Source organism: Flavobacterium undicola, from assembly GCF_009909155.2.
Taxonomy (GTDB): domain Bacteria; phylum Bacteroidota; class Bacteroidia; order Flavobacteriales; family Flavobacteriaceae; genus Flavobacterium; species Flavobacterium undicola.
Window position 1 is genome coordinate 1 of sequence record NZ_JAAAPM020000023.1, and the last position, 20,483, is coordinate 20,483.

At 33.5% G+C, this 20,483-nt stretch carries 17 protein-coding genes and 1 rRNA gene; 10 read left to right on the plus strand and 8 right to left on the minus strand.

Translation table 11 applies throughout. The features are described 5' to 3' along the window. A 16S ribosomal RNA gene (locus GTZ96_RS13170) occupies window positions 1-116 on the minus strand; the annotation flags it as partial. Between the two features lie 934 nt (window positions 117-1,050). Between GTZ96_RS13170 and thrS the strand changes: the two genes are divergently transcribed. The 7 genes from thrS to GTZ96_RS18435 all read left to right on the plus strand — a co-directional run bounded on the left by thrS (window position 1,051) and on the right by GTZ96_RS18435 (window position 6,867). Beyond that, entirely contained in the window at window positions 1,051-2,997 is a 1,947-nt protein-coding gene (gene thrS, locus GTZ96_RS13175; RefSeq protein ID WP_161644381.1) for a threonine--tRNA ligase, read from the plus strand. A gap of 16 nt (window positions 2,998-3,013) precedes the next feature. Beyond that, a complete protein-coding gene (gene infC, locus GTZ96_RS13180; RefSeq protein WP_394368016.1) occupies window positions 3,014-3,571 on the plus strand; it encodes a translation initiation factor IF-3 in 558 nt (185 codons plus the stop codon). Window positions 3,572-3,688: 117 nt separating this feature from the next. Continuing rightward, window positions 3,689-3,886 carry a 50S ribosomal protein L35 gene (rpmI, locus tag GTZ96_RS13185; RefSeq protein ID WP_022827375.1) on the plus strand — a complete coding sequence of 66 codons (198 nt, stop codon included), beginning with the start codon at window positions 3,689-3,691 and terminating at the stop codon, window positions 3,884-3,886. A gap of 171 nt (window positions 3,887-4,057) precedes the next feature. Further along, entirely contained in the window at window positions 4,058-4,402 is a 345-nt protein-coding gene (rplT, locus tag GTZ96_RS13190; protein ID WP_035633036.1) for a 50S ribosomal protein L20, read from the plus strand. A gap of 149 nt (window positions 4,403-4,551) precedes the next feature. After that, entirely contained in the window at window positions 4,552-6,282 is a 1,731-nt protein-coding gene (locus GTZ96_RS13195; protein ID WP_161644382.1) for a tetratricopeptide repeat-containing sensor histidine kinase, read from the plus strand. A 10-nt stretch (window positions 6,283-6,292) separates the two neighbouring features. Next, a complete protein-coding gene (locus GTZ96_RS18430) occupies window positions 6,293-6,463 on the plus strand; it encodes a hypothetical protein (RefSeq protein WP_317168908.1) in 171 nt (56 codons plus the stop codon). A gap of 8 nt (window positions 6,464-6,471) precedes the next feature. Further along, entirely contained in the window at window positions 6,472-6,867 is a 396-nt protein-coding gene (locus GTZ96_RS18435; RefSeq protein ID WP_317168909.1) for a response regulator, read from the plus strand. A 660-nt stretch (window positions 6,868-7,527) separates the two neighbouring features. Here GTZ96_RS18435 and GTZ96_RS13205 read toward each other — a convergent pair. The 7 genes from GTZ96_RS13205 to tgt form a co-directional block, all read right to left on the minus strand. Further along, on the minus strand, window positions 7,528-8,790 hold the full coding sequence (locus GTZ96_RS13205) for an asparagine synthetase B (RefSeq protein WP_161644383.1): 1,263 nt from the start codon (window positions 8,788-8,790) through the stop codon (window positions 7,528-7,530). Window positions 8,791-8,824: 34 nt separating this feature from the next. Next, the gene (gene dnaB / locus GTZ96_RS13210; RefSeq protein WP_161644384.1) at window positions 8,825-10,369 is read right to left on the minus strand and encodes a replicative DNA helicase; all 1,545 of its coding nucleotides are present in this window, start codon (window positions 10,367-10,369) and stop codon (window positions 8,825-8,827) included. A 141-nt stretch (window positions 10,370-10,510) separates the two neighbouring features. Then, a complete protein-coding gene (locus GTZ96_RS13215) occupies window positions 10,511-11,464 on the minus strand; it encodes an acetyl-CoA carboxylase carboxyltransferase subunit alpha (protein ID WP_161644385.1) in 954 nt (317 codons plus the stop codon). A 184-nt stretch (window positions 11,465-11,648) separates the two neighbouring features. Then, a complete protein-coding gene (locus GTZ96_RS13220; RefSeq protein ID WP_161644386.1) occupies window positions 11,649-13,583 on the minus strand; it encodes an LTA synthase family protein in 1,935 nt (644 codons plus the stop codon). 67 nt (window positions 13,584-13,650) lie between these two features. Next, complete coding sequence (locus GTZ96_RS13225) at window positions 13,651-14,553, minus strand: DMT family transporter (RefSeq protein WP_161644387.1); 903 nt, start codon at window positions 14,551-14,553, stop codon at window positions 13,651-13,653. Then, the gene (locus tag GTZ96_RS13230) at window positions 14,540-15,628 is read right to left on the minus strand and encodes an LptF/LptG family permease (protein ID WP_161644388.1); all 1,089 of its coding nucleotides are present in this window, start codon (window positions 15,626-15,628) and stop codon (window positions 14,540-14,542) included. Before GTZ96_RS13230 ends, GTZ96_RS13225 begins: the two co-directional genes overlap by 14 nt. A 75-nt stretch (window positions 15,629-15,703) precedes the next feature. After that, window positions 15,704-16,834 carry a tRNA guanosine(34) transglycosylase Tgt gene (gene tgt, locus GTZ96_RS13235; protein WP_161644389.1) on the minus strand — a complete coding sequence of 377 codons (1,131 nt, stop codon included), beginning with the start codon at window positions 16,832-16,834 and terminating at the stop codon, window positions 15,704-15,706. Window positions 16,835-17,222: 388 nt separating this feature from the next. Between tgt and GTZ96_RS13240 the strand changes: the two genes are divergently transcribed. The 3 genes from GTZ96_RS13240 to GTZ96_RS13250 all read left to right on the plus strand — a co-directional run bounded on the left by GTZ96_RS13240 (window position 17,223) and on the right by GTZ96_RS13250 (window position 20,475). Then, on the plus strand, window positions 17,223-18,785 hold the full coding sequence (locus GTZ96_RS13240) for a protein adenylyltransferase SelO (RefSeq protein ID WP_161644390.1): 1,563 nt from the start codon (window positions 17,223-17,225) through the stop codon (window positions 18,783-18,785). A 116-nt stretch (window positions 18,786-18,901) separates the two neighbouring features. Next, on the plus strand, window positions 18,902-19,456 hold the full coding sequence (locus GTZ96_RS13245; protein ID WP_161644391.1) for an RBBP9/YdeN family alpha/beta hydrolase: 555 nt from the start codon (window positions 18,902-18,904) through the stop codon (window positions 19,454-19,456). A gap of 164 nt (window positions 19,457-19,620) precedes the next feature. Then, window positions 19,621-20,475, plus strand: a complete 855-nt coding sequence (locus tag GTZ96_RS13250; RefSeq protein ID WP_161644392.1) for a transketolase — start codon at window positions 19,621-19,623, stop codon at window positions 20,473-20,475. Window positions 20,476-20,483: the final 8 nt, after the last annotated feature.

A 20,483-nucleotide genomic window follows, 5' to 3' on the forward strand; every position in this document is an offset into this window, starting at 1 on the left:
TACGCGTTACGCACCCGTGCGCCGGTCTCTTGGTCCGAAAACCAATACCCCTCGACTTGCATGTGTTAAGCCTGCCGCTAGCGTTCATCCTGAGCCAGGATCAAACTCTTCATCGTATATTATGCGAATTAGATAAATCTAATTCTATTTATTTTGACTGAAGATTCTAGTGGTTTATTCTAATCTCTCGATTCTATTACTCTTATTCTTTTGTTTTGAAATCTCTTTCAAAACGGCTGTCAATTCAATATGTCTAGGAACGTGTTCTTCTTGTTTAAACTGAATTTATTTCAGTTTCTTTTCGTTTCGTTTAACGCGCTTGGCGTGTTTCCCGAAGCGGGTGCAAAAGTACAACTTCTTTTTAATCTCGCAAGAAATTTTTAAAGTTTTTTTTGAAGATTTTTTTCTTCGTTTTTCTCTCAAATCTCTTAGCAGTTTTTCAAATAACTTGCCGCTTTTGCGGGGTGCAAATGTAACATCTGTTTTTAAATCTCACAAACTTTTTGAAGCTTTTTTTTAAGAAATTAATTTTCTAATTAAGCTTATTTGTCTGTCAGTATTTTAATGAACGTCTGCGTTGTTGCGGGTGCAAAAGTAGAACCTTTATTCGTTTTGACAATAGATTTTCGGAAGTATTTTCAATCTTTTTTTTAACACATTGATAACATGAAGTTTAAATTGCGAGTTTTTTAAGCATTTTAAAAGCTCAAGGCTCATTTTGTCTTTCTACAGCGATTAATTAGACTTTACTACATTAGTTTATGAAAAGAATTCATCCATTTTCAAGAACAAAACAGCCTTTTCTAGCCTTTACCCTAGCCCCGACCTGTCTGCCGACAGGCAGATAGCAACGAAAATCCTTTCTTGCCCCGTTTTTTTTTAAAACGGGACAAGGAAGATTGTAGTGAATAGCGGGAAATAGCTTCAAAAAACAATACATATATAGGTAAGCTTTTTTATTTAGACTTGGATTCCAAGAAACATACTATAATATATATTGTATGTATTTTTCTAATACTCTATATTTGCATTCTCAAAATTAAACTAACAATGATTAAGATTACTTTGCCCGATGGGTCAGTTAGAGAGTTTGCGCCAGACGCGACTCCGATGGATGTTGCTAAAAGCATTAGCGAAGGATTTGCAAGAAATGTAATTTCGGCTTCTTTTAATGGTACAACTATAGAAACAGTAACTCCTTTAACGACGGACGGCAGTCTTACATTATATACATGGAATGATTTAGAAGGCAAAAAAGCTTTTTGGCACTCTACTTCTCACGTGATGGCACAAGTTCTTGAAGAAATGTATCCAGGAATTAAATTAACTCTTGGTCCAGCTATCGCTAATGGTTTTTATTATGATGTGGATTTTGAAGATCAAAAAATCACCGAAGCAGATTTCAAGAAAATCGAAGACCGTGTTTTGGAAATTTCGAGAGGAAAACACGAATTCAAACTTCGCCCTGTTACTAAAGCAGAAGCTTTAGAACTATATAAGGACAATGTATACAAAACAGAATTAATTTCGAATCTAGAAGACGGAACAATCACTTTTTGTGATCACGATACTTTTACTGACTTATGTCGTGGAGGTCACATCCCAAACACTGGACTTATCAAAGCCATGAAAGTGATGAGTGTTGCTGGCGCTTACTGGAGAGGTGATGAAAAAAACAAACAGTTGACTCGTGTTTACGGAACTTCTTTTCCAAAACAAAAAGACTTAACTGAGTATCTTTTACTTCTTGAAGAAGCAAAACGTCGCGACCACCGTAAATTAGGAAAAGAACTGGAATTGTTTGCTTTTTCTCAAAAAGTAGGCCAAGGCCTACCTTTATGGCTACCAAAAGGAGCTGCTTTAAGAGATCGATTAGAGCAATTCTTGAAAAAAGCGCAGAAGAAAGCTGGTTATGAGCAAGTAGTTACTCCACATATTGGTCAAAAAGAACTTTATGTAACTTCTGGTCACTATGCAAAATATGGAGCTGATAGTTTTCAACCAATAAACACTCCTGCCGAAGGCGAAGAGTTTTTATTAAAACCTATGAATTGTCCTCACCACTGTGAAATCTACAATGTAAGACCTTGGTCGTACAAAGATTTACCAAAGCGTTATGCTGAATTTGGTACTGTTTACAGATACGAACAATCTGGCGAATTACATGGTTTAACTCGTGTAAGAGGATTTACTCAAGATGATGCGCATATTTTTTGTACTCCGGAGCAATTAGACGATGAATTCAAAAAAGTAATTGACCTTGTTCTTTATGTATTTGGCTCATTAGGTTTCGAAAACTTTACTGCTCAAATTTCATTAAGAGACAAAGAGAACAGAGAGAAATATATTGGTACAGATGAAAACTGGGAAAAAGCTGAAAATGCTATTATCAACGCTGCCGCTGACAAAGGTTTAAATACCGTTGTTGAATACGGCGAAGCTGCTTTCTACGGACCGAAATTAGATTTTATGGTGAAAGACGCATTAGGAAGACAATGGCAACTAGGAACAATCCAAGTTGACTACAACCTACCTGAGCGTTTCGAATTAACCTATAAAGGTTCTGACAACGAATTGCATCGCCCAGTTATGATTCACAGAGCTCCTTTTGGATCTATGGAACGCTTTATCGCTATCTTACTGGAACATACAGCAGGAAATTTCCCTCTTTGGCTTATGCCTGAACAGGCTATTATATTGTCTTTGAGCGAGAAATATGAAAATTATGCTAAAAAAGTTTTAGATTTGCTGGAAATTCACGAAATTCGCGGGCTAATTGACAACAGAAGCGAGACAATTGGTAAGAAAATTAGGGATGCTGAATTGCAAAAAATCCCATTTATGCTTATCGTTGGTGAGGAAGAGGAGAAAAACGGAACCATTTCTATCCGTCGTCAAGGTCAAGAAGGAAAAGGAAATATCAGCGTAACAATAGAAGAATTTGCTTCGATTGTAAACGAAGAAATAAACAAAACATTAAAAGTATTTACAGTTTAACTTAAATTTAAAAGTCATAGCAATAAGAAGCAACAGAGGTTTTCAACCTCGCGTAGAAAAAAAAGATGCACACAGGATAAACAATCTTATCCGTGGAGTGCAAGAAGTAAGGCTTGTAGGTGAAAACATTGAGCCTGGAGTTTTTAAACTTTCCGAAGCATTAAGATTAGCGGACGAGTTTGAACTAGATTTAGTTGAAATTTCACCAAATGCAGATCCACCGGTTTGTAAAATCATGGATTATAAAAAGTTTGTCTATGAGCAAAAGAAACGAGAAAAAATTCTAAAAGCGAAATCTTCACAAGTTGTCGTTAAAGAAATTCGTTTTGGTCCTCAAACAGATGAGCATGATTATGAGTTTAAAAGAAAGAACGCTGAAAAATTCTTAAAAGAAGGTGCTAAATTAAAAGCATTTGTTTTCTTTAAAGGACGTTCGATTATTTATAAAGATCAAGGTCAAATCTTGTTATTAAGATTAGCTACGGATTTAGAAGAATATGGTAAAGTAGAAGCGATGCCAGTTCTTGAAGGAAAGAGAATGATTATGTTCATTGCTCCGAAAAAGAAAAAATAAGACACTAAGCACCTGAGTTGCTGAGTAACTGGGAAAAACTCAGTAACTCAGTTTCTTAGATTCTTAGTAACTCAAAATAAATAAGTAAGTAAGAATAAATTAAAACACTAGGAAAAAATGCCTAAAATGAAAACCAAGTCTAGCGCCAAGAAACGTTTCAAAGTTACTGGTTCTGGAAAGATCAAAAGAAAACACGCTTTTAAAAGTCACATCTTGACTAAAAAATCTAAAAAACGTAAATTAGCTTTGACTCACTCAGCGCTAGTTCACAAAACAGATATGAAAAGCATCAAACAACAATTAAGAATTATATAATTGTTAATCGTTAAAAGTTATTTGTTATGAGTTTTAAAACCTCTAACCTCTAACTTCTAACCTCAAACTTTTTTATTCTTTAGGTTAAAAACAATTTCAATAACCTTGGAGTATGGCTGTAAGTTCCCTTGATTAAATTCGGGACGCCTGCTACAAAAAAACAATAAAATTATGCCAAGATCGGTAAATTCAGTTGCTAAAAGAGCAAGAAGAAAAAAAATAATGAAGCAAGCCAAAGGTTTCTTTGGTAGACGTAAAAACGTTTGGACAGTTGCAAAGAATGCGGTAGAAAAAGCAATGTGCTATGCATACCGTGATAGAAAAGTGAACAAAAGAAATTTCCGTGCTTTATGGATTCAACGTATCAACGCTGGAGCTAGATTAGAAGGAATGTCTTATTCACAATTCATGGGTAAAGTAAAAGCTAACGGAATCGAATTGAACAGAAAAGTTCTTGCTGATTTAGCTATGAACCACCCAGAAGCTTTCAAAGCTGTACTTAATAAAGTAAAATAAACGTTTTATCAACTCAATTTAAGACTACTTACTTATATAAAATCCCTTATCGTTTGATAAGGGATTTTTTTATTTAAACAATCAAAGGAAACATAACAGATATAGAAAAATCATTTTTATAACATCGGATAAATCTGTATTTTCGTACTATGATAGTCAAAAAAAATCTCTACCCTATTTACATAATTTTAATCGTTATTTTTTTCTCTTTACAATCCTGTGAGAAGAAAAAAGAAGTCATTAGGAATACAAACTACAATTCAAAACTAGTTGATCAATACTACAAACTTGCCAACGATTATTACGACAATTCTAAATATGATAGTGCATTTTATTATGCCAATAAGACAAAACTAATAATCAATCCTGAAAAGGAAAGTAAAAAATATACCATTGCGATGTTTATTTTAATAACATCTCAGCAGCTACAAGGAGACTATTCAGGCGCTGAAAGCTCCATTGTAGAAACGCTTTCATTTGTCGACAAATCAAACAACGATAGATATAAATGGAAATTCTATGGCATGTTGGCTAGTAACTATTCTTATTTACACAATTACGATGATGCAATATACTATCACAAAAAAGCATTATCCTTCAATGTAAGTAAAATAAAAAAACTATCAGATGTTCTTAATATAGCTTATGCATACAGCAAGAAAGGAGATTTCAAAAAAGCTTTAGAAATATACGAACCAATATTAAAAGGACAAGAAATAAAAACAAACAAATACTACCATTCAAACCTTTTAAACAACATAGGATATTGCTATATTAAAATCGGCAACCCTAATGCAATTAATTATTTAAATAAATCGTTAGAGATGAATTTTAATATGGATTCCACTGCAGATGATGATTATAATTTAGCAACAAACTATCATTACTTATATAAATATTACCAAGCTCATGCCAAAAAAAAAGCTATAAAATATGCTGACTTATATTATCAAAAAGCGACAGAATATAACAATCCTGACGATCGCCTACAAGCCTTAGGTTTTTTAATAAAAAACAGTTCTGGAGAAGAATTAAAAAAATACTCTCTTACTTATGTTAATATTAATGACAGTATTACTGTAGTTAGGCAAAAAGCGAAAAATTATTTTGCCAAACTAAAATACGATTCTAAAAAAGAAAAAGAAGAAAACCGTAAACTTAAAGGCGGAAAAGAGCTACAGCAGGAATTAGAGAAAAACAAAAACATAGTAATCGTATTTATAATCGTAATCATAATAATTATTTTGGGCTTTGTTTATTATTATCTGATTGAGAAAAACAAAAAAGAAAAACTTAAAACCGCCTATAATACCGAAATTAGAATTGCCAAAAAATTGCATGATGAATTGGCCAATGATATCTACCAAACGATTGCTTTTGCAGAAACTCAAGACTTATCCACTCCTAACAATGCTGAAAAATTACTTGACAGTTTGGACAGTATCTATACTACAACAAGAAATATTTCGAGAGAAAACAACCTAATCGAAACGGGGAGTCTTTTCTCCTCCAACTTAAAAGAGATGATTTCAGGTTTTGACCATCATTCGATAAATCTTATGATTAATGGATTAGATGAAATAGATTGGACAAGCTTAGAAAACTTTAAAAAAATCACAATCTATCGTGTTCTTCAAGAGCTATTAGTAAACATGAAAAAACACAGTCAATGCAGCGTAGTCATTGTATCATTTAAAAAGCAGGAAAACAATTTGTTTATAAACTACTTTGACAATGGAATAGGAATAAATCTTGATGAAAAAATCAAGAAAAATGGTCTTCAAAATGTAGAAAGTAGCATTATAGCAATCAATGGAACGATTACTTTTGATAGTAAAGTAAGCAATGGAGTTAAAATAAATATGACTATACCAATATAATTAAGTCAATATGTTTAAAAAAGTATTAATTGCCGAGGATTTAGATTCTATTAGCCAAACCATTATACACACTTTAGAAGGCTTGTCTATAGCCAATATCCAGCACGTAAAATATTGTGATGATGCTTATATATTAAAATTAAAAAAGCCCAGGCAGACAATGAACCATTCGACTTATTAATAAGTGACTTGTCTTTTAAACAAGACCACAGAGAAAACAAGCTCATCAATGGCGAAGAACTCATTGCTGCTGTAAAAAAAACACAACCTGATATTAAAACAATTGTGTTTTCAATTGAAGACAAATCTTTTAAAATAAAGTCATTATTTAACAATTTGGAACTTAATGCTTATGTAGTAAAAGGAAGAAACAGTGTAGAAGAACTCAAAAAAGCAATCAACAGCATTTACAATAACGAAACTAGAATACTATTACCCAAAACAGTAGCGAATGCTTTAACAGAGAAATCAATAATCGAAATTGAATCTTACGACATTTCATTACTAACATTACTATCAAAAGGCTTAATATTAAACGAAATTGCAACTGAATTAAAAAATTCAGGAATAACGCCTAATAAGTAATAGTAGTATAGAAAAACGCACTAATAAACTAAAAACATACTTCAAAGCAAATAATAATGTACAACTTATTGCTATTGCTAAAGATATGGGACTAATATAAATCAAACCCTTACTAACTCAGCTGTTTCCTCTTTAAATTACTTACAAAAAAACACTCCGTTTACGGTTTTCCGTAAATAACTCATTTTTATTAGTCATAAATTTGGTCTTTAATTTTATTAAAACTGATTGAAATGCCTAATTTTCTAGCAAAGATTTAGCTTATGCTGGCTATGATACTATTTTCAAACTTAGCTTTATTGGATTATTAATCTGCTCTACTTCTTGTAAAAATGAAAATAGCAATAAAAAAGCTTTAGCTATAAAAAAACAATCAAAAGATTATACTTCAAATAGAATAAGACAAAGACTTTCTGTTTCTGATACGCAGCAACTTTATTATTATTCTACGGCGAATAATCGAAAATTCGATCATCGATTTACAGGAATAGATGAAAATGGAAAAAAAGTAAATGGAGTAATCAATCTTGAAAATGAAATAGCTATTGGAATTCTAAAAGCAGATGACGGTAATGAAATTGAAATTATTAGCGATCAAATCAAAGCTGATAAAATAATAGCTTCAGATATAAACGGTTTTATGTATCGTTTAAGAATGGATTAAGTTTTTTGCTTTTTCTTTCTTGCTGCAGGAAATAAAACATTATTTAAAATCAATCGATAACCCGGCGAATTAGGATGTAAATCTAAAACTGTTGGTGGATCCCCTACTTTGTGTTGATAATCTTCCGGATCATGCCCTCCATAAAAACTGAACATTCCTTTTCCTTTTTGCCCATGAATGTATCTTGCTTCTCCATTTAGCTCACAAGTTCCCAAAATCAAAACATTAGATTTGATTAATTTCGAATCAAAAGCAGTTGTTTGTCCCATAAATCCTTTTACGAGTTGGGTATGATTTTGACATAACATACTAGGAATAGGATCCCATTTGGCCGAAAATTCCATTAGCGTAAAATAATCTTTTTCCATAGGAATAATTCTTTTTTCAGTCATATCAATATCTGAAAACTCATATTTCTCCGGACTTCTTTCTAATACAAAATCTTTAAATGCAAATGAATTATTATAGTTCAATTTCGACTGATAATTAGCCTCACTAGGATCTCCATCAAACATCGATTCACAAATGTCTACCCCATCGGCTGATAAAGCAATATCAAAACTATCCGTTGCTGAACACATGGCAAACATAAATCCGCCACCGATAACAAAATCTCTAATTTTTTTGGCAACAGCTCCTTTTTCCTGAGAAACTTTTGCGTAACCCAACTTCGCAGCAAGAATTTCAGCGTCTTTTTTTTGTTCTATATACCAGGGCACATTTCGATAAGAACCGTAAAATTTACCATACTGTCCGGTAAAATCTTCATGATGCAAATGCAACCAATCGTAAAGAACTAACTGGTCACTTAAAACTTCTTCATCATAAATAGCGGTAAAGGGAATTTCGGCATAGGTTAAAACCAATGTTACAGCATCATCCCAAGGTTGTTTTCCCTTAGGTGTATAAACAGCAATTTTTGGTGCTTTTTCCAAAATTACATTTTCCATATTTTGGGATGGACTTGCAATTTCGTTTAAAATAGCCTGCTCTTCATTATCCGATAAAATTTCGAAACTTACTCCTCTAATCTGACATTCTTTTCGAATTTCAGTAGCATCAGGCAATAAAAATGAACCTCCGCGATAATTAAGTAGCCAACTCGCTTTGTATTTTTTATCTAAACACCAATAGGTAATTCCATAGGCTTTTAGATGATTTTGTTGCGAATTTTCATCCATTGGCAACAAAATAAAAGAAGCCTTTACCGAAAAAGAAATTAAGACAATAATAAGTAAGGCTATTTTTCTAAAAACCATTGGACTGTTTTATTTCAAATATAGCGCTTTTATCTTAAAACGGCATATCATCGTCGTCGTCATCATTCAAATTGCTACCAAAAGCTTCATGAGGAGACGGCAGATTTTTAGTAATAAACGAATTATCATCCTGATTCATTGCTGAAGGCAAATCGTCATCATAACCTCCACTGTAATCATCTAAATTATCAAACTTACCTAAATGACCTAAGAATTTCAAACGAACGTTTTCAATTCCACCATTACGGTGTTTAGCAATCATAATTTCGGCTTGTCCAGCTGTAGGAGCAGCTTCATCATCATCCCATTCGTCAATTTTATAATATTCAGGTCGATACAAGAACGATACAATATCGGCATCTTGCTCAATCGCTCCCGATTCACGAAGGTCAGAAAGTAAAGGTCTTTTACTAGAACCACGCGTCTCAACGGCACGCGATAACTGTGAAAGTGCAATTACAGGAACGTTCAATTCTTTAGCCAAGGCTTTTAAATTTCGAGAAATAGTAGAAATCTCCTGCTCACGATTTCCTCCTCCTTTTCCATTTCCACCGGCTGTCATTAATTGCAAATAATCGACAATAATAATTTTAATACCGTGTTGCGAAACCAAACGTCTAGCTTTAGCACGTAAATCAAAAATAGATAACGAAGGTGTATCGTCAATAAATAATGGTGCTTTTTCTAAGTCTTTTACTTTAGTACTCAACATTGTCCATTCGTGTGGTTCTAATTTACCTGTACGCAATTTTTCTGAAGATAAACCTGTTTCAGACGAAATCAAACGGGTAATTAACTGTACCGATGCCATCTCCAGAGAGAATAACGCCACTGGATGTCCATAATCAATAGCCATATTTCTAGCCATTGATAATACGAATGCTGTTTTTCCCATTGCAGGTCTTGCTGCAATAATAATTAAATCACTTGGTTGCCAACCCGAAGTAAGCTTGTCTAAGTTAGTAAAACCAGTTTCAACACCACTTAAACCTTCTTGTTTACTAATTTCTTCAATACGCTTTTTAGCTTGTAAAACTAAACTTTGTGCAGTTTCCGAACTACGTTTAATATTTCCTTGGGTAACTTCGTAAAGTTTAGATTCCGCTCTGTCTAATAAATCAAAAACATCGGTAGTTTCATCATAAGAATCTTCAATAATTTCAGAAGAAATACGAATCAAACTGCGTTGAATAAATTTTTGAAGAATAATCCTTGAGTGAAACTCAATGTGAGCCGAAGAAGATATTTTTTGCGTTAGCTGAATTAAATAAAAATCACCTCCTGCTAACTCTAATTTTGCATTTTTTTTCAACTGTGCAGAGACAGTCAATAAATCGATAGGTTGGGTTTCTGTAAACAATTGAACAATTGCTTCAAAAATATGTTTATGGGCTTCTTTATAAAATGCATCAGGCTGTAGGATATCAATAACATCATCAACTCCTTTTTTATCAATCATCATCGCACCTAACACAGCCTCTTCTAAATCAAGAACTTGCGGAGGTAACTTTCCTTTTTCCAGGTTTATAATAGTAGATTTATCCACCTTTACAGGCTTAACATTTTTGAAATTTTCCATATCACGAAAGTACCACAAATTTTAAAAAAAACACAGTTTAGTTATTACAACAATATGTTTACAACTAGTCTTTTTTTGTTCATAACCAAAAAAAAATCCGAAACGGTAAGGCTTCGGATTATAATCTTAAAAATAGGTTTGTTATTCTTTAAATTCACCCATTTTAGTGTATTTATCCATTCTCTGAGCAATTAAGTCTGCTGTTGATAAAACTTTCAATTCGTTGTATCCTTTTAGAATATATTCTTCAACTGTTTTAAAAGTTGTCTCTCTATCATAATGAGCACCACCTAATGGCTCTGGAATAATATCATCTATTAATTCTTGCTTTTTCATATCAGCAGAAGTCAATTTTAATGCATCAGCTGCTTTTTCTTTATATTCCCAGCTTTTCCATAAAATAGAAGAACATGACTCAGGAGAAATTACAGAATACCAAGTATTCTCAAGCATATAAACGCGATCTCCAACTCCTATTCCTAAAGCTCCACCCGAAGCACCTTCACCAACGATAATCGTAATAATAGGCACTTTAAGCAAAACCATTTCATAGATATTTCTGGCAATAGCCTCCCCTTGTCCGCGCTCTTCAGCTTCTAAACCTGGATAAGCACCTGGAGTATCAATTAAAGTAACTACAGGAATTCCAAACTTCTCAGCCATTTTCATCAATCGCAAAGCTTTACGATATCCTTCAGGATTAGCCATCCCAAAGTTTCTATACTGACGTGTTTTAGTATTGTATCCTTTTTGTTGGCCAATAATCATAAAAGATTGACCACCAATTTTCCCTAAACCACCTATCATGGCTTTATCATCTTTAAAACCTCTGTCTCCATGAAGCTCTAAAAATGTATCACCACAAAGTCCTCTAACATGATCTAAGGTATAAGGTCTACTTGGATGCCTTGATAATTGAACACGCTGCCAAGCAGTAAGGTTTTCATAGATATTCTTCTTAGTCTCAATCAGTTTATCGTTGATTTGATTGCATGTAGCAGTAACATCAACGTCTGATTCTTGCCCAATAACTTGACATTTTTCTAACTGTTCTTCAAGTTCTTTTATTGGAAGCTCAAAATCTAAATATTCCATAGGATTTGTGCGTTATTATTTTATTTGGAAGTGCAAATATAAAATATTAAATCATTTACACCCCTTTATTTTTAATTTTAGTACTACTTAGTAAAGATACTACCTATAATGTCATTCTTGTATTAAGCTCATTATAAACTTGATTCACCTGAAAATCAACACAAAAAACTTCTATTTTCTTAATCTATTTTTGCCCTTTCATTCTGTATTTTCTCTCTTTATATAGATAAGATGCCGTTGTAATATGTGCTAAAGCATCTTTGGCCAATTCAGGATTTAGCTTAGTTGGAATCAATACCGTATCATTTTTCATTTCAAACTGCAACGGTTTTGTATTAGGCTGTAAAATAACAACTTGATTTTCAACCCTAAAAGCATTATTGTCATGAAATTGCATAATAGCTCTTCCCGGTACATTAGCAGCTAAACTCATTAAATTTCTCCCTGGCATAGGATCATTAATATCCATTCCTATAAAACTTAATAATGTAGGAGCAATATCTATTTGACTACATAACTTTTTATAAGCTTCTCCTTTAGAAACGTTAGGCCCAATAAGTAGAGCCGGAATATGAAATTTATTAATTGGAACTAAGTTTTTTCCATAAGTTCTGGTATTATGATCGGCAATCACAAGAAAAATAGTATTCTTAAAATAGGCTTCTTTTTTAGCCATTTCAAAAAACTTTCCAATAGAAAAATCGGCATATTTCATTGCATTATTTACCGTATTTTTCTTTTTATCGTATAATTTTATTCTTCCATCAGGAAATTCAAATGGTTCGTGATTTGAAGTAGAAAACATCAAAGAAAAAAATGGTTTATTCCCCATTGATTTAAAATAGCTATTGGCTTTTGTAGCTAAATCTTCGTCAGAATATCCCCAAGTACCTTTAAAAGCAGCTTTTGATGAATCATAATCTTTTTCATCAATAATTTTACTAAAACCATTTCCATTAAAGAAAGCAGCCATATTATCAAAGTTAGCCATGCCTCCGTAAATAAAACTGGTTTGATACCCTTTCTCTCTTAAATTTTCAGCAAGTGTGTAAAATCCTGTTTGCGAATTACTCAATTTCACCACACTCTCAGAAGGCGAAGGCAAAAAACCAGTAACCACAGCCTCAATACCTCGCACACTTCGGGTTCCTGTACAATATAAATTGCTAAACAACATTCCTTCTTTAGTCAGTTTATCAAATTCAGGAGTTAAGGGCAATCCTCCTAAACTCCCTACATATTCCGCACCAAGGCTTTCCTGCAAAAAGATGACAACATTATAAGTTTTTGCAAGTGTCGTATTCGTTTTTTGCAAATGCATCAATGGTAAATTAGCATCAGTAAAATTAGCTTGAGGAACACCCATATATTTTTTTACACGACTAATAGCTTCATTAGTGTCCATTTCACCATACATCTTAGCCGCATTCGATTCATTTTTAAGCGAATACAAAGCAAACCCAACCGTATACATTGAATTTAAACCTAGATTATTAGTCAATTGATCTGTAGAAAAGATTGCATTACTAGCATTAATAGGTCTTTTTGAAACCAAACTGGAACGCGCTCCAAAAAATAACAGAAAAGCTACTAAAGGAAACAACATTAATTTAGTACGATAAGCTACAAATTTTGGATAAAACCAAAAAGCAGCTTTTTTAATACTATAATACAAGGCAATACCCAAAACCAAAAACGAAAACAACATTGAAGTCAAATAACTCTTCAGTAAAGTCCCCACTACTTCTTTAGGATAAATCAAATAATCAATAAATAATTTATTAGGACGTGTATCGTATTCTTTTATAAAATCATAACTCGCTAATTCCATAAAAAGCAATAGAAATAAAAAAGCGATAAAATAGAAACTGAAAAATTTCTTTATTTTTTGCAAATAATTATCAGGCAAAACAGCTAATAATAAAGTCGGCAAAAATGAGATATAAGACAATAGAATGATATCCATACGCAAACCAATAGGGAATATCATCCAATAATCAGGTGTTTGGGTTACGCGTTCCATAAAAATAAGAAACAACACTAAACGACTTATTGTAGTAATCAATAAACCAATAAGAAAGAAATTAATTATTGGTTTAATAAAAATATATATTTTCATTTTATGTAAAAGATAAATTTTGAATAGTAAAAATGCGGCACCTTTTAACAAAGTACAATATGAATCATTATTGACTACTATTGTACGTTTTTCTAAAATTTCTTCGGTGTTTTAAAACACCATTCAAAATTACCGTAAGAATAATAACAACTGCCCCTAAATAAAATGAAGGACTCATTTTCTCTTTTCCTCCAATAATAAAATAAGCCAAAACAATACCGTAAACAGGTTCTAAATTAGTCGTTAACATCACGGTATAAGGACTCAATTGTTTCATAACCTTTACCGAAGCAGTAAAAGCATAGGCTGTACAAACACTGGATAAAACTAATAACAACATCCAATTATTGAAAGAAACGGTGAAAAAGTCTGCAGTAAATTTATTTTGAAAAAAGAAATAACAGCTTATAAAAAACAACCCTGCCAGAAATTCATAAAAAGTAATCACTGCCGAATCATGATTCTGAATAAGCTTCCCATTAGACAAGGTAAATAAAACACCTAAAACTATTGAGATTAAAGCAAATAACATTCCCTCAAAATAATTTACCTCAACCTGCATGATTATTGCCAATGCTGCAATTATAACTAATCCAAAAAACACTTCGTACCAAAGTACTTTTCTCCCATAAAACAATGGTTCCAGTAATGAAGTAAGAAAAGCACCCAGTGAAAAAACCGATAAGGTAATCGACACATTAGAAACATGAATCGCATGAAAGAAGAAAATCCAATGCAGCGCAATTAATAAACCTACAAAGCTTAATTTAAGCAAAGAATACCAAGGAATAAGAAAAGATTTTTTAGAAAAGAACAAATAAAACCCCAAAAACAGACCTGCAAAGAGCATTCGATACCAGACAATTACATCGGCCGAAATGGTAATCAAAGCACCAAGTATAGCGGTAAACCCCCAAATAAAAACAATGAGATGAAGATTTAAATAACTTTTAAGTCTATCGTTTGGCATTGCGCAACAAAAATACAGCTAAAATTCCAAAAATGATATTAGAGAACCAAACCGCTAAAAAAGGGGAAAAAGTCGATTTTTCAGCTAATACTCCAAATATCTTATCAAAAAACACAAAACCAAAAGCAACAGCAATTCCTATGGTTAGATTCATTCCCATCCCTCCTCTTCGTTTCATAGAGGAAACCGAAACAGCAATAATTGTTAGAATAAATGCCGAAACAGGAATACTGAATTTCTTATACAACACCACCAAATAAATGTTGATATTTGAAGAACCACGCTTTTTTTCCGTGTCAATAAAATCAATCAAATCACCCAATCGCAATGTCTCAGCAATATAAACCACGGGAGTTAAATCTTTGAGTTCAAATTTAAACTTGACTTTCTTTTCGGGTGAAATTTCAATCTTATCGCCTAATTTCCCAACTGTTCTTTTAGCATAATCATATAAAGTATAGGTACTATCTTTTTCATTCCATTTAATTCTACTGGCTGTGATTTTAGAGACCATTTTTTCTTTATCAAATTTCTCTAAAACAAAATTAAAAGCCATTTTAGACGCAGTATTAAAATTACTTACATACAAAAACTCTTTATCATTCAGCTGTCTGTAAACATCCGTATTATCGCCAGCCATTAGCTCTTTCCCGCCCGATCTTAAGTACGTATAGCGAAAATTATTGAATCCCTCACTGGCTTTTGGAACTACATAAAAACCCATTAACAAAACCAGAACAGAAACAATGGATGCGCCAATGATATACGGCTTTAAAAAACGGGTAAATGAAATTCCTGAACTCAAAATAGCTATAATCTCAGTATTGTTAGCCAATTTTGATGTAAACCAAATTATAGATAAAAACAAAAATATCGGAAACAAGGCATTTGCAAAATAGATGGTAAAATTATAATAATAGATAGCAACATCCGTAAATGGAACTTTGTTCTCTATCATCTTATTAATCTTCTCCGAAACGTCAATTATAATCCCAATTGGGATAAACATCAACAACATAGCCCCAAAAGTGGCTAAATATCTTTTCAGGATATACTTATCTAATATTGTTAACATATTTTTAAGTTAGAAGTTAGAAGTTGGGAATTAGAAGTTTCTTAACGTATAATAACCTCTAACTCCTAACTTTTTTTACAAACGTTGGCTCATGTTTTTCACCATCATCTCTTTCCATGGTCTAAAATCGCCAGCTAAAATATGTTTTCTAGCTTCGCGCACCAACCACATATAAAAACCAAGATTATGAATCGTAGCAATTTGCTTTCCAAGGTATTCATTGGCAGCAAAAAGGTGACGCAAATAGGCTTTTGTATATTCCGTATCCACAAATGTAATTGCCATTTCGTCAATTGGCGAAAAATCGTCTTCCCATTTCTTATTCTTGATATTGATGGTACCATTAGCCGTAAACAACATTCCGTTTCTGGCATTACGAGTTGGCATCACACAATCAAACATATCAATTCCTAATGCAATATTTTCTAAAATATTAATTGGCGTTCCCACTCCCATCAAATAACGGGGTTTGTCTTCTGGCAAAATTTCGGTAACGACCTCAGTCATCGCATACATTTCTTCCGCTGGTTCTCCAACAGATAATCCGCCAATAGCATTTCCTACCTGGTTCGAATTCGCAATATATTCTGCCGATTGACGTCTTAAATCTTTATAAGTACTTCCTTGAACAATAGGGAAAAAAGCTTGATCATAACCGTATTTGACTGGCACTTTATCCAAATGATTGATACAACGATCCAACCAACGGTGTGTCATATGCATCGAGCGTTGTGCATATCTATAATCGCAAGGATAAGGCGTACATTCATCAAAAGCCATAATAATATCGGCTCCAATAGTACGTTGAATTTCCATTACACTTTCTGGTGAAAAAAAGTGATAAGAACCATCAATATGCGATTTAAACTTTACTCCTTCTTCCTTAATTTTTCTATTATTCGAAAGAGAATATACCTGATAACCTCCGGAATCAGTCAAAATATTACGATCCCAATTCATGAATTTATGCAAACCACCCGCTGCTTCTAAAATTTTAGTTTGCGGACGCAAATACAAATGATAGGTATTTCCAAGAATAATATCAGGATTAATATCGTTTTTTAATTCTCTCTGGTGCACTCCTTTTACCGAGGCAACAGTGCCTACAGGCATAAAAATAGGCGTTTCAATTACACCGTGATCTGTGGTAATGCTTCCCGCTCTGGCTTTAGAAAGTGGGTCTTTTTGTAATAAATCAAACTTCATACTAAGGTTTTTCTTCCGATTGTTCGGCTGGCAAAGATAGTTTAATTTAGAAAATGTTACTCTGTTTTTAACAGCAAAGTAACGCTTAAAAAATACAGTTTAAAAAGTCATTTGGGCGTGCCACTAAGTTAAGGGATTTTTGATTGAAGATTAACGATTCTTGATTTCTGATTTTGGTGTTAGTAAATAAAATTCTTCCTGTTTTCAAGAATCCACACATCTAAAATCAAAAATCATTAATCAAAAATATGCAATCAAATTCATTGATTTTTCCTTAAGTTAATGACATTAACTACTATCCCTCACACTAAAAAAGCAGCAACAACATCATTAATCCGAAATTACAATTTGTAACTTTGTATCTATAAAAGGTAAAACAACAAACACAATGAAGCTCAACATTCAAGATACATTCAATAAAGAATTACCCGCCGACCCAATTACAGAAAACTATGTCAGACAGGTCGAAAATGCTTGTTTTTCATTTTCAACACCTACAAAAACAGCAAATCCTGAAATCATCCATGTTTCACCCGAAATGTTAGAAAACTTAGGATTAGCAACCGCTGATACGCAAAATGACGAATTCAAAAATGTTTTCACAGGAAACGAAGTTTTGCCTGACACTCAACCTTATGCCATGTGTTATGGCGGACATCAATTTGGCAACTGGGCAGGACAACTTGGCGATGGTCGCGCAATCAATTTAACTGAAATCGTTCATAACAATCAACGTTGGGCAATCCAACTCAAAGGTTCTGGAAAAACACCCTATTCCAGAACCGCCGATGGATTAGCCGTTTTGCGTTCTTCCATTCGGGAATATTTATGCAGCGAAGCCATGTTTCATCTTGGTGTTCCTACCACTCGCGCCTTATCTCTTGCCTTATCGGGTGACGAAGTTTTAAGAGACGTGCTTTACAATGGCAATCCTGCTTACGAAAAAGGAGCCATCGTCAGCCGAATTGCGCCTAGCTTTTTGCGTTTTGGGAATTACCAAATCCTTGCGGTTCGCAATGACATACAAACACTAAAAACATTAGTTGATTATAGTATCAAACATTTTTATCCCGAATTAGGTGCACCTTCTAAAGAAAGCTATCTCCAATTTTTTAAAAAAGTTGCCGAAAATAGCCTAGAAATGGTCATTCACTGGCAACGTGTGGGTTTTGTACACGGAGTGATGAATACCGATAATATGTCAATCTTGGGATTAACCATTGATTACGGTCCTTACGGTTGGCTGGAAGGTTACGATTATGGCTGGACTCCCAACACCACCGACTCGCAACACAAGCGTTACCGTTATGGAAACCAACCCAATATAGTGCTTTGGAATTTATACCAACTTGCTAATGCTTTATTTCCATTAATCGGAGAAACCGAAGGATTAGAAAAAGTTCTTGCTGATTTCGGTACTGCGTTCGAAAGTAAATACTTGAACATGATGCGTTCTAAAATCGGTCTTTTCACCGAAGATGAAAACGATCAAAAACTCATTCAGGAATTGGAAAACAATTTGCATTTGACAGAAACCGATATGACCATTTTCTTTAGAAACCTAAGTCGTTATCAAAAAGAAAACCTAGAACTAGGAATCTCGATTATTCAAGATGCTCTTTATAGTTCAATTGAAGCATTTCCAGAAATCACAGAAGCATGGAATAAATGGTTCGAGAAATACAGCCTTCGTTTACAATTAGAAAAAGAGTCCGATACAGAACGTGCTGAAAAAATGAATGCTATCAATCCAAAATATGTATTGCGAAATTATATGGCACAACTAGCCATCGATGCCGCCGACAAAGGAGATTACAGCCTAATTGACGAACTTTTCAACTTACTTAAAAAGCCGTATTCTGAACAAGAAGACCAAGAAAAATGGTTCGCCAAACGACCTGATTGGGCAAGAAACAAAGTAGGTTGCTCTATGCTTTCGTGTAGTTCTTAATTTTTCAATCATTTTTCCCATTATATAAAACAAAAATCAATTTTTATTAGACTAATTTGATATAATAAATTGGTATTTCATAGCTTTGTAGTATTCTTAGATTAGTATAAAACAATATGGAGTATAGCGTATTAATAGTTCCCGGATTAGGCGATTCGACCGCAGGACATTGGCAAGACAATTGGTTACAACATTTCCCAAATGCAAAAAAAGTAGTTCAAAACAATTGGAATCAACCGCAATTACAGGATTGGTTAATCAATCTGGATGCTACTATTAAAAGTATTGAAACACCCATTATTATTGTGGCTCACAGTCTGGCGGTTTCTTTAGTGGCACATTGGTCCCAACAAAATGATACCAGCAAAATTGCCGGTGCTTTACTGGTTGCTCCCGCCGATGTAGAATCATCAGAACACACACCTGAAGAAATTTGGAACTTCGCCCCTATCCCTTTAGATAAATTGAAATATCCATCTATTGTAATCACCAGCGCTAATGATCCTTATATCTCGGCAGAAAGAGCCGAATTTTTAGCTCAAAATTGGGGAAGTCTTTTTTACAATGTTGGCCCAAAAGGACATCTAAATCTGGCATCACAACTGGGACTTTGGGAAGAAGGGCAGGAAATATTACAAACATTAATAGAATCGATTGCAAAAAACGGATAAAAAACAACTAGTTTCAACCTCCACACATAGCATATTATTAAAAAAGTCCATGAAAATTGGGCTTTTTTTATGCCTATACATTCGACAATAAACAATTATAAAAATCATTTGTCTTAAGGGAAAATAAAATTTACATTTGCAACAGTTTAACTTTTACACTCAAAATGAAACCTAACACTCAACAATTAAACGATTTAATTATCCAAGTAAGAAGAGACATCCTTCGAATGGTACACGCTGTTAATTCAGGTCATCCAGGAGGTTCTCTAGGTTGTACCGAATTTTTGGTAGCCTTGTATCAAAATATAATGGACCGCAAAGAAGGTTTTGACATGGACGGAGCTGGAGAAGATTTATTCTTCTTATCAAACGGTCATATCTCTCCTGTTTTCTATAGCGTTTTAGCAAGAAGCGGGTATTTTCCAGTAGCGGAATTATCAACTTTTCGTTTATTAAATTCAAGATTACAAGGACACCCAACTACTCATGACAACTTGCCGGGAGTACGTATTGCATCTGGTTCTCTAGGTCAAGGATTATCAGTAGCAATTGGAGCAGCGCAAGCTAAAAAATTAAACAAAGACAATCATATCGTTTATACACTTCACGGTGATGGTGAATTGCAAGAAGGTCAAAACTGGGAAGCTATCATGTATGCTTCTGCTAAAAATGTTGACAACCTTATCGCTACAGTAGATTTAAACGGAAAACAAATTGACGGAACTACTGACGAAGTTTTATGTATGGGAAGTATCCGTGCTAAATTTGAAGCTTTTGATTGGGAAGTGGTTGAAATCACTAAAGGAAATGATGTTGAAGCAATCATTGCTGGAATGAATGAAGCAAAAGCAAGAACTGGAAAAGGAAAACCAGTTTGCGTATTGTTGCATACTGAAATGGGTAATGGAGTTGACTATATGATGTACAGTCATGCTTGGCATGGTAAAGCACCTAACGATGCTCAACTTGAAAACGCTTTAGGACAAAATTATAATACTGGAGGTAATTCAGATTATTAATTCCCTCC